This is a genomic window from Flavisolibacter ginsengisoli DSM 18119, assembly GCF_900129295.1.
GTDB lineage: Bacteria > Bacteroidota > Bacteroidia > Chitinophagales > Chitinophagaceae > Flavisolibacter > Flavisolibacter ginsengisoli.
This window is the reverse complement of sequence record NZ_FQUU01000023.1, coordinates 51,286-64,584: the sequence shown is the minus strand read 5'-3', so window position 1 is coordinate 64,584 and position 13,299 is coordinate 51,286. Positions and strand designations below refer to the sequence as shown.

General features: G+C 44.3%; 15 protein-coding genes. 2 read left to right on the top strand and 13 right to left on the bottom strand.

The genetic code is table 11. The features are described 5' to 3' along the window. Positions 1 to 294: transposase (locus tag BUA53_RS19165; protein ID WP_139256502.1), on the top strand; the 294-nt coding region annotated here is incomplete at its 5' end. A gap of 91 nt (positions 295 to 385) precedes the next feature. Here BUA53_RS19165 and BUA53_RS19160 read toward each other — a convergent pair. The 13 genes from BUA53_RS19160 to BUA53_RS19100 form a co-directional block, all read right to left on the bottom strand. Continuing rightward, entirely contained in the window at positions 386 to 637 is a 252-nt protein-coding gene (locus tag BUA53_RS19160) for a hypothetical protein (RefSeq protein WP_072837011.1), read from the bottom strand. 3 nt (positions 638 to 640) lie between these two features. After that, positions 641 to 1,015: a hypothetical protein gene (locus tag BUA53_RS19155; RefSeq protein WP_072837010.1), complete on the bottom strand. Its 375-nt coding sequence runs from the start codon at positions 1,013 to 1,015 to the stop codon at positions 641 to 643. A gap of 139 nt (positions 1,016 to 1,154) precedes the next feature. Next, on the bottom strand, positions 1,155 to 1,781 hold the full coding sequence (locus BUA53_RS19150; protein ID WP_072837009.1) for a hypothetical protein: 627 nt from the start codon (positions 1,779 to 1,781) through the stop codon (positions 1,155 to 1,157). 127 nt (positions 1,782 to 1,908) lie between these two features. Beyond that, on the bottom strand, positions 1,909 to 4,845 hold the full coding sequence (locus tag BUA53_RS19145) for a DNA polymerase III subunit alpha (RefSeq protein ID WP_072837008.1): 2,937 nt from the start codon (positions 4,843 to 4,845) through the stop codon (positions 1,909 to 1,911). A gap of 9 nt (positions 4,846 to 4,854) precedes the next feature. Beyond that, positions 4,855 to 6,006, bottom strand: coding sequence for a DNA polymerase IV (dinB, locus tag BUA53_RS19140; protein ID WP_072837007.1), 1,152 nt, complete (start codon positions 6,004 to 6,006; stop codon positions 4,855 to 4,857). 179 nt (positions 6,007 to 6,185) lie between these two features. Then, complete coding sequence (locus tag BUA53_RS19135) at positions 6,186 to 6,446, bottom strand: Txe/YoeB family addiction module toxin (RefSeq protein ID WP_072837006.1); 261 nt, start codon at positions 6,444 to 6,446, stop codon at positions 6,186 to 6,188. A 2-nt stretch (positions 6,447 to 6,448) separates the two neighbouring features. Continuing rightward, entirely contained in the window at positions 6,449 to 6,703 is a 255-nt protein-coding gene (locus tag BUA53_RS19130) for a type II toxin-antitoxin system Phd/YefM family antitoxin (RefSeq protein WP_072837005.1), read from the bottom strand. A 146-nt stretch (positions 6,704 to 6,849) separates the two neighbouring features. After that, positions 6,850 to 7,425: an LPS export ABC transporter periplasmic protein LptC gene (gene lptC, locus BUA53_RS19125; protein WP_072837004.1), complete on the bottom strand. Its 576-nt coding sequence runs from the start codon at positions 7,423 to 7,425 to the stop codon at positions 6,850 to 6,852. Further along, positions 7,418 to 8,773 (bottom strand): BamG family beta-barrel-assembly machinery protein, encoded by a 1,356-nt coding sequence (locus tag BUA53_RS19120; RefSeq protein ID WP_084080285.1) that lies wholly within the window; start codon positions 8,771 to 8,773, stop codon positions 7,418 to 7,420. The genes lptC and BUA53_RS19120 overlap by 8 nt, the downstream gene beginning before the upstream one ends. Continuing rightward, positions 8,766 to 9,491, bottom strand: a complete 726-nt coding sequence (locus BUA53_RS19115; RefSeq protein WP_072837002.1) for a type III pantothenate kinase — start codon at positions 9,489 to 9,491, stop codon at positions 8,766 to 8,768. Before BUA53_RS19115 ends, BUA53_RS19120 begins: the two co-directional genes overlap by 8 nt. A 100-nt stretch (positions 9,492 to 9,591) precedes the next feature. Next, on the bottom strand, positions 9,592 to 10,230 hold the full coding sequence (locus tag BUA53_RS19110; protein ID WP_072837001.1) for an LON peptidase substrate-binding domain-containing protein: 639 nt from the start codon (positions 10,228 to 10,230) through the stop codon (positions 9,592 to 9,594). A 73-nt stretch (positions 10,231 to 10,303) separates the two neighbouring features. Next, complete coding sequence (locus tag BUA53_RS19105) at positions 10,304 to 11,098, bottom strand: glycosyltransferase family 2 protein (RefSeq protein WP_072837000.1); 795 nt, start codon at positions 11,096 to 11,098, stop codon at positions 10,304 to 10,306. After that, positions 11,091 to 12,326 carry a hypothetical protein gene (locus BUA53_RS19100; RefSeq protein ID WP_072836999.1) on the bottom strand — a complete coding sequence of 412 codons (1,236 nt, stop codon included), beginning with the start codon at positions 12,324 to 12,326 and terminating at the stop codon, positions 11,091 to 11,093. The genes BUA53_RS19105 and BUA53_RS19100 overlap by 8 nt, the downstream gene beginning before the upstream one ends. Before the next feature lie 74 nt (positions 12,327 to 12,400). On the opposite strand from BUA53_RS19100, the gene meaB reads away from it, so the two are divergent. After that, entirely contained in the window at positions 12,401 to 13,297 is an 897-nt protein-coding gene (meaB, locus tag BUA53_RS19095) for a methylmalonyl Co-A mutase-associated GTPase MeaB (protein WP_072836998.1), read from the top strand. Positions 13,298 to 13,299: the final 2 nt, after the last annotated feature.

The following is a 13,299-nucleotide window of genomic DNA, read 5'->3' as shown; positions in this document are numbered from 1 at the left end:
AGTATAGTCTTTAAAAGCTGGCGAGCTAATTGGGACAGGCTATCGAGGTTCTTCGATTACACACCAGCCATCAGAAAGATCATCTATACCACCAATCCCATTGAGAGCTATCACCGTATGGTTAGAAAGGTTACTAAAACAAAGGGAGCCTTTAGCAGTGAAGATGCCATCGTAAAACAAATATACCTGGCTACCATAAATGCAAATACCAAGTGGCATGGACAAATGTTTGGATGGTCAACCGTTAGAACTGAACTGATGAACTATTTTGGAGACAGACTATTAAAAAAATGACACAGTTAATTGAGCATAACCAAGCATTTAAACGCTGGTTCTATTATTCGATTCTCCTTCTCCTCAATAATCCTATTTAATCCTACTAATCTTAGTTCTTTAGAATTTCCTCAATGCTCTCCCCAATAGCTACCAGCAACTGTACATCAACGTTAGGATGACCTTCGAGGTCCTCTGGTGATATCAAAGCACGCCATTCGCGGTTTTCATCTCTTTCATAAGAAACCTTTGTGCCGTTGACATCCACTTCAATGCGGTGGGTCCAGCCAAAGGAAACAAGGCTGGCAGGAAAGAGTAATTCTTTTCCCTTGTAAGTAACAGGTATACCGAAACCTTCATCCATGTCTTAGTCTTTCTTTGCCGGCAGAACAGAAAGCTGCGACTTATTGGTAACAACGATCTGGGGTTTGCCTTTAAAGAGTTCTACCTTACCTGTTACAGACAGGTCAGCATCTGCAAAAGTTTTTTCAGGGTCCAGTTCCAGGCGTTTGCGGTCTTCACCATAGATCACCACTGTAAGCAATTGATTGGGATAAGCAGCCCCGATATTGATCAACGTTGGTGCTGCTTTGGCTGATTCAAAATATTTCATTCCATATACCTTACCGGTAACAGTGACACTATCACCTACATGAGAGGCAATGTCTTCCAGCTTAACTGATTGTTGTGCCCTGGAAAAGGAAAAACTACAAAGTAGTACCAGGGATAAAATGTATTTCATATTGATAGCTTGTTGCACAATGTTAGTCTATTTACCAACAATAAATACCGGGGAAATTGCAAAAATGGAAAGCCCTGGAAATAAAAAAGGGCTCACCGACGTGAGCCCCATTGTTCTATACTAATAAACCTTAAAAAGTTTAATTGAACTGGCCTTTCTTTTGGCCCACTTTACCACCGATAACATAACCGCCACCGGCACCCAATACCGCACCTACAACAGCACCTACCACAGGGTTCTTTTTATAGATCACTGCACCTGCACCGGCACCCACCACGCCACCAATAACGGCTCCCTTGGTTTTATTGCTCATTCCTTTCTTCTCTTCGGCCTTAGCTGTTTCACCTGTTCCGGCAGTGCTGGCATCAGTACCAGCTCCTGTTGAAGCTGTGGAACCTGCACCTGCGTCAGGAGCAGAGGATACCGGCGCCTGTGGAGTAGCTACAGGAGCAGGAGAAGAAGGAGGAGGAGGTGTTTCTGTTCTATGATTGATAGCTCTTGAAGGGCTGCTCACTCTTGGGGCCTTGCGCACCGGGGCTGTTGCTACCGCTTGCTCAGGCTGACCATAATCTTTTGAATCCTTCATTTCATTCATCACCTTCCAGGCCTGGTATTCTGAAAGACCTGAAGTATCCTGTAAAACGGTTGGAGGCTGAACAACAGCCGCAGGGGTCGTAGCCTGTCCGCTCATCTTTGGATTGCTGTTACAAGCTGTCATTACAAAAGCTGTGGCAGCGATACTAAAAAAGGGTATAAGTTTTTTCATTTTGTTCTTTTTAATTAATTCCGACAGGCGGAGATTCAGGATAATAGACCTTGCATTTCCTGGAAATATTACTATCTAATTGTTAAAGCGGTTACATTGTCTAAGTGATTGACTAAATGGAGTTTAATCAGGCAAGCTGGTCCTTTTTCATACCTATCTTCTTCAACTCCTTTACTTCTATGCTATAGGCGCCAAAATCATCAACCACCCTCCCTTTCATCCAATAAACCCCTACTCCCTGGAGGGGATAGCGGCGTGTGGTATCCGGGAAATGAACCGTATCCAGCCAATCGCCATTGCAGTCTATAAAGGTTCCAAAATGCATGATCTCTTTTTTGATAGTACGTACATATTTCACCGTCACATAAGCACCTGCTATCTCCACTTCTTTTCCTACAAGAGAAGGCAATTGTGATACTGTAACAAAGCGGTTGTTATCCAGCTCAGCCAGGTCAAAGCGACTGCAAAGAGGGTAATCAAGCAATTCTATTTCATCCAGGGCGTCTTCCAAAGAAGTATGGTGTAGTTCGGGCAGGGTAAACTCCAGTGGTTTGTCTTCAAACAGTGCTTCCCTGATCTTGTTATGTTCCTTTACTCTCTTCTGCAGGAAATTGGCCTCCCACAACAATTGCTTTTTATTCTTGCCTGTAAAGCGCAGGGCGCCTATACGTACCAACAGGTTCAGTTGCTCTATACCTATAGCAGTGCGGGTCATCAGGTCCTGTAAACCAGTAAAAGGACCATTAGCTTCTCTTTCTTCCAGTAAACGGCTGGCCACATCGGCCTGCAACCCTTTGATCAGACGCAGGCCGATAAACACTTCCTTACCCCTGATATTGGTGAAATAATCACTCCTATTGACACAGGGTGCTTCCACATGTCCACCTGCCCTGCGCAGCTCGTGAAAATAGAGCTCGCGATTGTAAAACCCGCCTTCGTTATTGATAACGGCAACCATGAACTCCAATGGGAAATATGTCTTGAGGTAAAGGCTCTGGTAACTCTCAACGGCAAAGGATGCCGAATGAGCTTTAGAGAATGAATAGCCTCCAAAGCTTTGGATCTGACGCCATACTTCTTCAGTGATAGCATCAGGATAGCCAAAGCTGCGACAGTTGGCAAAAAACCTTTCCTTGATCTTGTCAAAGCCATCATGGCCCCTGTATTTGCCACTCATGGCCCGGCGCAGGATATCCGCTTCACCCATATCAATACCTGCAAAATGGTGGGCAACCTTGATCACATCTTCCTGGTACACCATTACTCCATAAGTCTCTTCAAGCAGCTCCTTCATTTTAGGGTGCAGGTATTCGAAGCTATCAGGTTGGTGAAAGCGGGAGATGTATTGCCGCATCATTCCTGACTGGGCCACACCGGGGCGTATTATGGAAGAAGCGGCCACCAGGGTCAGGTAATCGCTGCACCGCAATTTGATCAGCAGCTGCCGCATGGCAGGACTTTCAATATAAAAGCAGCCAATGGTATCTGCTTTTTTGATCTTTTGAGCTACCTGGGGGTCTTTTTTGAACTGCTCGATGGCGTGTATGTCCACGCTCAACCCCTTATTTTCCCTAACCAGTTGAATGGCTTCCTTGATATGGCCAAGCCCCCGCTGCGAAAGGATATCGATCTTATAAAGCCCGATATCTTCCGCGGTGAACATATCTATTTGCGCCGTAGCAAAACCTTTAGGCGGCATAATGAGGGCCGTATATTGTGTAATAGGCTCTTCACTGATCAACATGCCACCGGGATGTATGCTGGCATAATTGGGAAACCCCTGGAGGAGTGCTCCGTAGCTAATGATGTATTGCTGGATCTTATCTTCTTTAAAATTAGCCAGGGGGTTGGATACAAGGCCATCTATTTCCTGTTTGGGCAGGCCAAATACCTTTCCCAGTTCCCTGATAATTGCATCGTGTTTAAAGGTGCTCACCATTCCCAGGAGGGCCACATGATCGCTCCCATAGCGCTTGAAAACATAATCTATTACCTCATCCCGGTCGCGGTGGCTGAAGTCAATATCAAAATCGGGTGGAGATGCCCTATAGGGGTTAAGAAAACGTTCAAAATACAAGTCCAGCTCAATGGGATCCACATCGGTGATCTGGAGACAAAATGCCACTATGGAATTGGCCCCACTACCCCTGCCCACATGGTAAAAACCACGGCTCTGGGCATACCGGATGATATCCCAGGTAACCAGGAAGTACGCATTGAAACCAAGTTTGTCAATGATCTCCAGTTCTTTTCTTACTCTTTTATGGGCTTCTTTATTACTGCCGTAGCGGCTTCTCATGCCATCTTTGGCCAGCTTTTCCAGCAAGGCTTTATCGGCTGCAAGTGAAGAAGTAAAGATCTTTTTGTTCTTATCTGCCTTCAGGTCAATAGAATAAGAGCAGCTGTCAATGACCTGAAGGGTATTTGTTACAATGGCGGGGTAGCGACCAAAAGCATCCAGTATTTTAGCGGGGGATAGAAACATCTCACCTTCTGCAGCCACCTGGTCACTGGTCTGCTTACTGAGGAGAATATTCTTATCTATAGCCCTCAATAAGCGATGCAGGTTAAAACCTTTCTTATCCTTATAGGTAACAGGCTGGCGGATGACGAATCTATGTGAGTGAACCGAGATATCCATAGTAAACAACTTGTTGACCTCTGAGGGTTGCACCCCTATCAGTTCATTGGTGCTCAGTTGATTGGGAGCTTTGGCGCCAAGGGGATAGATGACCCAAACATTTCCGGATAAAGAAGGTATTCCCGGAAATGGCATTACAGTCTGTAAATGAAGGCTCAGAAAGCTATTGATCTCCCGAAGTCCGGGTATATTTTTAGCCAGCAGCAAGTAAAGAAAAACATCTCCATTCCTGACCTCGCAGCCTAATACCGGCTTAATCCCGGCATCCAGACAAAGGCTATAAAACTCCCAGGTGTCCTGGGTGCTGTTGATATTGGTGAGGGCCAGGGATGCGGCACCCATTTCCAGTCCTTCCGTAACCAGTTGGGCTGTGCTGAAAGTACCATAGCGGTATGAATAATACGTTTTGCAGTTGAGGTACATAATTATAGTTTATAGAAATCCACTGGCCCTCATAATGAGGTAGCGCCCAAAGCGGCCATTGAGCTTATCTATTTCCTGGTACAGCCTGATCAGGTCGTCTGTATCGTCAAACAGGCTGATCTGGTAATTGCCCGGCACAAGGTGGGTGAACCGAACACCGATCAACCGTACCAGGAGGCGGCGGTCATAGAGTTTGCTGAACAATTCTTTGACGGTTTGCAGTAGCAAGTGGTCAAGGGCGGTGTAGGCTATGGTACATTGCTTAGTAACTGTATTAAAATCGGAATAACGGATCTTGACGGTGACGCAGCCTGTCAATTTGTTTTGCTGGCGCAGCTCAAAAGCGATCTTTTCGGTCATTTGCACCAGCTTTGCCTGCAAAAAGCGGATATCAATGGTGTCAGATTCAAAAGTACTTTCAGTACTGATGCTTTTTTGCTCGCTATAGGGCACCACGGGTGATTCGTCAATACCATTGGCACGGCGCCAAAGTTCTATACCCGGCTTACCCATCAGGTTTTCCATCATCTCCACGGGTATTTCGCTTAGCGTCTTGATCTTTACCACGCCCATCTGCCTTAATAATTCTGTGGTTTTAGGACCTGCCATGGGCAATTTTTCAATAGCCAAAGGCGCCAGGAACCTTTTTTCATTTCCGAAAGGAATGACCAGTTGCCCATTGGGTTTGGCCTCGTCCGTAGCCACCTTGCTGACCAGTTTATTGGCAGCCATGCCGTTAGAGATAGGGAGTCCGGTTTCTTTGGTCACTTTACTTCTCAGATCCTGGCTGAAGCTGCGGGAACCGAAGAACCGGTCCATTCCTGTGAGGTCTACATAAAATTCATCCACACTGGCTTTTTCAAACTGGGGAACGTTGTCACGGATCACATCCGTGACCAGGCGGGAATAATAACTGTAGGATTCCATATCACCGCTAATGATCATTGCCTGCGGACAAAGCCTGCGGGCCAGCTTCATAGGCATGGCAGAACGGATACCGAATTTGCGGGCCTCGTAGCTGCAGGCCGCCACTACTGCCCTGTCGCTCTTGCCTCCCACCATTAAGGGCTTCCCTTTGAGTGAAGGGTTTTTCAGGCATTCTACATTTACAAAGAAGGCATCAAGATCATAGTGTGCTATGGTACGTTCGTTCTCCTTCATATCCGCTGCTAAACTAAATTATTTAGCAATCTGTTTGCCAAAAAGTTTAGCACAGGAAGAGGTTGATCATTACCGATTGTTGTGTTTCTTGTTTGGCCCCAATTTAAGGCCGGGGAATTTGTATCTATAAAAAGTAAAATATCAATGCTTTACCAGGCATTGATTAAATAGGATTCAGACTAGGAACTGTAATGAAATCGACATTGCAGGATGTGTAGATTGCTGTGGTGAATCATATAAACTAACCGGTGTTCATCTGTAATACGCCTACTCCAACAACCGGCAAAATCTCCTTTCAAGGGTTCAGGTTTACCAATACCTTTAAAAGGGGATCTTAGGCAATCTTTGATAAGATCGTTGATCCTGCATAGTATTTTTTTATCGTGTTGCTGCCAATATATATAGTCTTCCCAGGCGTTTGTTTGAAAAACAAGATCCATACTTATTTATCTATAAGTTTTCTTTTCTTCCCTCCTCCTGCATTCATTTCAGCAATAGCATCCGTCAGCCGTTTGTAGTTAGCCGCTGTACTTGTGAGATGCAACGTTTCCTGGATAGCATTGTAATCATCTAAGTCCATTACCACAACATTTTTCCCTTTTGTTCGGGAAACAACTACGATCTCACGATCTTCATTGACCATATTTAAGTTTTCAGCAAGGTTATTGCGGAACTCAGAATAATTTACAACTTTCATATGCACTACTTTAGGTACAAAAATAAGTACTTTTTTAAGAACTTGCAGATATTAGTTTATATATAAATAATCAGTCCTTAATTGCAGCCTGCAATGGATCTCGATCATATTATGTAATTAAGATTTGGATACAATAAACAAGCAGTTTATTGCGCAGACATACTATCCGGCACATTCACAACACCTGTAGGTTGCCTGATAAGGATATCGCTGAGGTCTTGTTTAGCTTCCAATCCCAGTCCACCATAGATCCTGTCGCCCTTGCGGTAGATGCGGACTTTTTTATCAGTATAAAACCGTTGTGTATTCTGGTCCCACCAAAGGTCTGGTGTCCATAGGGTGTCGCCGGTGGCATTGGCCACTACCACGCTGTCACGGAGGTAGGCCTTATTGAGGGTCTCCATGTATTTGCCATAATGTGCATCGAGGCGGCTTTGTTCTTTGCCCAGGCTGTCATAAAACACCATCCGAAGTGTTTTGGGAAACTCTACGTAAGCTGTGTCCCTGCTATAACGCAACATCACCGGAGCTGTAAGGAGAGAACGCAATTGGCCACCCTGGCTAAAGTAGCTTTGAATATTCTTTGCTTCTTCTACCATCTCTTTCTTCTCTTTCCATTCATTGAGCGCCCGCTGTGAATTTTCACAGCCAAAAAGGAACAGGCAGCCCCAGAAAAAGGCTGCCTGTTTTATAATGAAGTTGCTCAATACATTCTTACTCATACTTGCGCTTGACAAACCAAAGATCGGTGAAGTTGAACCCAACAGAAAAACGGAATACGTTTTCTTTCAAAGCGTTGTCCTTATTTCCTCTTTTCAGGTACTCAAGAGAAATGTTGATGGCGTTGTATTGATTGGGTGCCAGGCGGCTTGTACGAATGGGTAATGCCAATCCTGCAGATGTGCCGAATGTAGGCAGCTTGTTATCTACCTTAATATAATCCTGCCCTACAGAAAAGCCCAGGCGGTATGTAATGCGGCTGAAATAATTGGTAGAAGCTTTAGGGTTGAATTGTCCACCTGCCTTTAATTTCCAGTTATCCTGCACCTGGTCAGGTTGGCCAAAAAATCGGTACTCACTCCATTTGCTGGTAGTATAATCCACACCCAGCAGGTAACCTCTTCCATCTGTTTCATAAGAGTTATAAACAAAACCTGCAGTGTAAGAAGAAGGATAGATCACCTGTCCTTTTATATCGTTTTGTTTATATACACTGTCTATTTGAATCGTTTCCCCGGCATTTCCCAGGGTAAATGTCTGGCGGGTCACATCCTGCGATCCCTTTATGGTTTGCTTCCAGTTGCCCGAAGCGCCCAGGCGTAAATAACGATTGCCTTTGAATTTAACGAGGTATTGAACACCGGCATCATAAAAAAGGCTGCCGAAGGAATAATTGGTGCTATGCTCTGAAGCTTTATAATGAACAGAATCATTGGCCAGTGCCCTGCGTGTATTTAATTCTTTCGTTCCAAAAAGGTAACCTGCATTGACACCAATACTAAAGTTGCCAAAACCTACACCAGTGCCGATTGAAGGAAGAAAGGTTCCACCCGATCCGCTGAAAACGGTCAATGCACTGTCAATGGGAAGATTGGTAACGGGATCCAATAAACGCTCATTGCGGTTGATCTTATAGCTTACTCTTGACAAAGGACGCAAGCCAAAGCTCAGTCCCCAGTTTCTTCGAAGAGGTAAGCCCACGCTTAGATAAGAAAAGTAAGCATCCGAAGATGTAAAGCTTTGAGGAGTATTAGGTGCAGAGATGGTACGATTCTCCAGGTTGAGGCCTGCATCCAGTATAACCCTTCCATATTGCAATTTGCTTGAGGTCTTTTCCTTCAATGCATAAAAGCTGGAATAAGATGCTGGATTGCTGAAGTTAACAGAGATGACATCGGCATAACCGGCGGATATACCTCCCATGCCTCTTGTAGTCATATTACTGTTGGGAAAAAGGTCGCCTAATCCATAACGTGAATAAGGAGAGTTGCTTTGCGCAGATCCCATTAATGGCGAAAGAAAAAGAACAGAGACCAATGCCTTCAAACCCACTGCCGAACTCTTAAGCATTATTGATTTGGCTAATTGCATACAGACCTTTAAAAATTAATTCAGGGTCTGCAAATATCTTATTTTTCAAATGGGGCTCAAATATTCGTATATCACCCCCGGTTAAAAGCACGTTAAAGTTCCCATACCTTTTTTCATATAATTCAATCATTCCATCAATCTCGGCAGCCATGCCCAAAACCACGCCAGACTGGAGGTTTGTCTTCGTATCATATCCAATTAAAGGCACATTCCAATCAGCTTCCACCAATGGCAGGCGCGCAGTGAATTGGTGCATAGCCCTGAACCGCATCTCCATTCCCGGCGATATGGAGCCACCCAGGAATTCATGATGCTGGTTAATAAAATTGAATGTGATGCAAGATCCTAATCCAATGGCAAGGTTGTTTTGCTTGGGAAATAAATAAACTGATGCGGCACAGATAGCTAACCTGTCTGCACCAACAGTCTCCGGCTTACCCACTGGAATGGTGAAGGGAATTTTGGAAACATTACTCAGCTTATGATACCTGGTAGTTGTTGCCAATAGTTGCTCAATTGAAGGATCGTGATTAATGACAGAGGAAAGAATAGACCTTTCGGGCTTGAATTGTTCAATGAGCTGCTTTAAATGGTCATGCACATTAGCATCCAGAATGGTCACTTCTTTCAGCCTGTCTTCTTGAAAGAAGGCTGCTTTCAGACGCGTATTTCCAAAGTCCAGGCAAATAGTATTCATGTAAGGTATCTGCGAAATGAGTTAATCTTAGTTAAGCGCCTAAATTAGGAAGAATGGCGCATCATTAAAAGCAAATGAATAAGTGGCAACCGAAAACTGGTTATTCAAAGTTGAAGGAGGAAAGGTTTTTAAAGTGCCCGTTCAGTTTCACTTTTTCTTTCAGTGACTCCATTTGAGCCACCATAGGAATGACACGGGTGAGGTGACGCTTAAGGTATTCCTGCCGTTGTCTTTCATGCATTAATCCCAGCAATTCGTACTCTTCCTGCAATGACATGCCTACATGATGGGCGATATCATATATGTTTAATTCTTCATCAGGTTTATTAAAATCCTTTTCCACCTTGAGCATCTTAAATAATTCCCTGATGCTGTTCACTACCCTGCGCATCACTTCCGCACTGCCTGTTTCGTTATTTGGCGGATAATTGACAATAGCCCCGCTGTACAATTTATCAGGCACTTCCTTGATAACTTCCAACACACGAAATACTTTATCTCCGCGGGTCTTGATGTCCATCTCGCCATTCTCGTCCACATGGGAAATTTCGGTTATGCCTACCAGTGTGCCATAATCCTGCATGCGGTTATCTATTACCGAAGGAATACCGAAGAACTTTTTTTCCTTATAGCATTCCTGTATCAATTGCTTGTACCGGGGCTCAAAAATGTGCAGGTTGAGCTGCTCACCCGGGTATACTACAATGCCAAGCGGAAATATGGGAATAAAGTTCGTCATGCTTTTGGACTGCAAATTTGATGCAAAAAGGCGAAAGATTCATGCTGGAATTGAATGCTAAGAAACCCATATTTCATTCCCTGTCTTTTGCATTCCCAAGTGCTGAGCCTTCTTTATTTTCCCAAAGCTCCTGTAATCGGGCATATTTTAAAAAAGTATAAAAGGCTGTCATGCGTGCCGCAGTATATCCTTGCCAGCCATCAAGGAAGCCCAGTTGCACAATGTAATGCATAAAAAAACCCAGTGCAGGTGAAACCCTTGTCTTTATAAATCCAGAGCGCTTTCCCTGCGCAAAATATTTCTCTGCATTGAGCAGGGCATACTGCACCATCTTATAGCTATAATCTGCCATGTCTTTCATAGTGTGGTGAAGAATACTTCCCTTTAGTTTTCTGATGCTGGTATCCTTAGGGAATAGCAATTCTTCGTGCACCACTGCATCATTCCAATTCACCTGCTTTCGGTTGAATAACCTGATATGATGATCTCCTCCCCACTCGCCCCATTTTAAATGACGGTTACCCAGGAAATTTTTAAAGGGCACATCAAAAACCTCCTTCTCATTTTGAAGATCCAATGCTTCTAATTCCTGTTGCAACTTTTCATCCAATGACTCATCCGCATCCAGGCTTAATATCCAGTCATGTTTTGCCAGGGCTACGGCCTCCCTTTTTGTTTTTCCAAAACCAAGCCATGGCCCCTGGTGTAGGTGCACACCTGCATCCTGAAGCAAGGCTACAGTGCCATCTGTGCTGCCATTATCATATACAACAATATCATCAGTTACTGATCGTACTGATTGCAGCAGCCGGTCAATGGCATTGACCTCATTTTTACAAACAACAACTATAGAGATCTTATTAGCCATCAAGGTCCGATTGATTCAGCCATTTCCACCACCATAGTGGTAAAAAGGAAAAAATAAATACACCAAACTGAGCTTCTATGCTCATATCGAAAACAAAACTGAAAACTACTATTGCATTTAAACAATACCAAAAAACAGCATCATGCTTTATGGGTATAAAAAAAGGAATAGCCAGGATTAGAATCAAAAAAATAATCGCTGCCCAGCCTGCCACGCCTCCAAATACAAGCAGTTCACTGCAGGGAAGAAAGCGTTCACCTGTACCTAGCATTGGCGAGTGTGTAGCATACCAGTGATGCACTTCGCCCTTCAGGTCGCCTGCACCCACACCCATTGGTGCTTCTTGTAGTATCTGCCATCCGGCCTTTAATGACAATACCCTTGCACCATCATTTGAACCAGGCAAATAATTTCCCGAGCGCACATTATTGAGGTCATAAAGAATGTATTTGATCCTGTTTTGAAAGGTGGGAACTGCAAACCATGCAACCAATGGAATAATAACGATCAATGATAATAAAGAAAGAGATATCCATTTTTCCCTTTGCTGCACTAGCCACCAGGCGGCATACATCACCAGCAGGATATACAGGCAGGCAAGTCCCATCCTGGCAGCCAGCAGGTGGAGGTAAAAGGCAAAGAATATTGCCAATGTCCCGAATAGTATCTTTTGTGTTTTAACTGAACTCTTTTGCCAAAGCAGCAGGGAAAGCAAAACTGCAGCACTAACCAGCCAGCTAAATCTTATATGATCATTCTCTAGCGGTGTAGCCATTAATTTGGCCTTTAAATAATCCTGGTTCCAGTCGGTGCTTTTCAAAAAATATTCAGTGGCACTCCAGGTGCATCCCAAAAATAGAAGTGTCAAAAAAGTATAAGCAACAACCAGCCATTGTTGTTTACTAAGCTGCCACCTGCCTGCGAATGCAATGGGAAAAAACAATAGTGGTAATTTAATTTGCATCACCGCCATCCATTCCTGCAGATCACTGCTCCACAGTGCTGAAACAAGTGGAACAAAAAACAACACCGAGAGTAAAACCAAATAGGTAGTACGGGTAAAAGATTGAAGTTGAACTTTCCAGTCTTTGTGTACAATGGTTAGCACCAAAAACAATCCCATGCTGATTGAGAGGGTGGCCCGCGAAATGAACAAGCCTGCCAGCATGAATAGCATGGCCAAAAAGATGCCTTTCTCTCTCCAACTGTTCTCTATAGGATTACCCATATTTTTGTACAGATAAGCTTGAGTGGTTTTGATTCAATGTTCTGCAAGATGCAGGATAAAAACGATATTACTTCATGTGGCAACAATGGCTCGCAGAATTGAAACAGGGAGATATAAAGGCTTTGGCCCGCAGCATATCATTGGTGGAGAATGGCGGCGCAGGTTATGAACAACTGCTGGAAGCCCTGCCCTATAATGACAAGGCCAGCGTCATTGGTATTACAGGTCCCCCGGGTGCGGGTAAGAGCACATTGGTGGACGCATTGATCGGGCATTTGGTAGGCAATGGCAAAAAAGTGGCGGTGCTTTGCGTTGACCCCTCTTCCCCTTTCAACCTTGGCGCTGTCCTGGGCGACCGCATACGCATGAGCAACTGGTACACCCATCCCAATGTATACATCCGTTCATTGGCCACAAGGGGTTCTATGGGTGGATTGAATCCGCGTATCATTGAGATCACCGAACTCGTGAAAGCTGCGGGTTATGATTATGTGATCGTAGAAACGGTTGGTGTAGGGCAAAGCGAAATTGAAGTAGCAGGCCTGGCAGATACGACTGTGGTAGTTATGGTGCCTGAGGGAGGAGACGAGATCCAGACCATGAAGGCAGGCCTGATGGAGATAGCTGATATTTTTGTAGTGAATAAAAGCGACCGCCCTGATGCAGATGCCTTCGTAAAGAACCTGCGGCTGATGCTGGCACCTGCCTTTCATACACATAAACACGAAATACCCATCATAAAAACAGTGGCCAGTTCAGGGGAAGGCATCGCAGCATTATATGATGCTATAAAGGGCAATGCGGAACATGAGAAAGTAAATGAAAAGAAGATTTGGCTTCTTACTGAAAAGGCCTGGCACCTGATACAACAAAAAAGAATGCAGGATATTTCTAAATATGACCTGTATAAAGAAATAGAAACAGGAACTAAACCATTTAACCTTTACCGGTTTGTAGAAAGCAAGGCATAAGT

What these genes read in the sequence shown, in the direction of transcription:
- BUA53_RS19160 (WP_072837011.1), bottom strand. Translation starts at nt 637, where the DNA reads ATGGATGAAGGTTTCGGTATACCTGTTACTTACAAGGGAAAAGAATTA.
- BUA53_RS19155 (WP_072837010.1), bottom strand. Translation starts at nt 1,015, where the DNA reads ATGAAATACATTTTATCCCTGGTACTACTTTGTAGTTTTTCCTTTTCC.
- BUA53_RS19150 (WP_072837009.1), bottom strand. Translation starts at nt 1,781, where the DNA reads ATGAAAAAACTTATACCCTTTTTTAGTATCGCTGCCACAGCTTTTGTA.
- BUA53_RS19145 (WP_072837008.1), bottom strand. Translation starts at nt 4,845, where the DNA reads ATGTACCTCAACTGCAAAACGTATTATTCATACCGCTATGGTACTTTC.
- dinB (WP_072837007.1), bottom strand. Translation starts at nt 6,006, where the DNA reads ATGAAGGAGAACGAACGTACCATAGCACACTATGATCTTGATGCCTTC.
- BUA53_RS19135 (WP_072837006.1), bottom strand. Translation starts at nt 6,446, where the DNA reads ATGGATCTTGTTTTTCAAACAAACGCCTGGGAAGACTATATATATTGG.
- BUA53_RS19130 (WP_072837005.1), bottom strand. Translation starts at nt 6,703, where the DNA reads ATGAAAGTTGTAAATTATTCTGAGTTCCGCAATAACCTTGCTGAAAAC.
- lptC (WP_072837004.1), bottom strand. Translation starts at nt 7,425, where the DNA reads ATGAGTAAGAATGTATTGAGCAACTTCATTATAAAACAGGCAGCCTTT.
- BUA53_RS19120 (WP_084080285.1), bottom strand. Translation starts at nt 8,773, where the DNA reads ATGCTTAAGAGTTCGGCAGTGGGTTTGAAGGCATTGGTCTCTGTTCTT.
- BUA53_RS19115 (WP_072837002.1), bottom strand. Translation starts at nt 9,491, where the DNA reads ATGAATACTATTTGCCTGGACTTTGGAAATACGCGTCTGAAAGCAGCC.
- BUA53_RS19110 (WP_072837001.1), bottom strand. Translation starts at nt 10,230, where the DNA reads ATGACGAACTTTATTCCCATATTTCCGCTTGGCATTGTAGTATACCCG.
- BUA53_RS19105 (WP_072837000.1), bottom strand. Translation starts at nt 11,098, where the DNA reads ATGGCTAATAAGATCTCTATAGTTGTTGTTTGTAAAAATGAGGTCAAT.
- BUA53_RS19100 (WP_072836999.1), bottom strand. Translation starts at nt 12,326, where the DNA reads ATGGGTAATCCTATAGAGAACAGTTGGAGAGAGAAAGGCATCTTTTTG.
- meaB (WP_072836998.1), top strand. Translation starts at nt 12,401, where the DNA reads ATGTGGCAACAATGGCTCGCAGAATTGAAACAGGGAGATATAAAGGCT.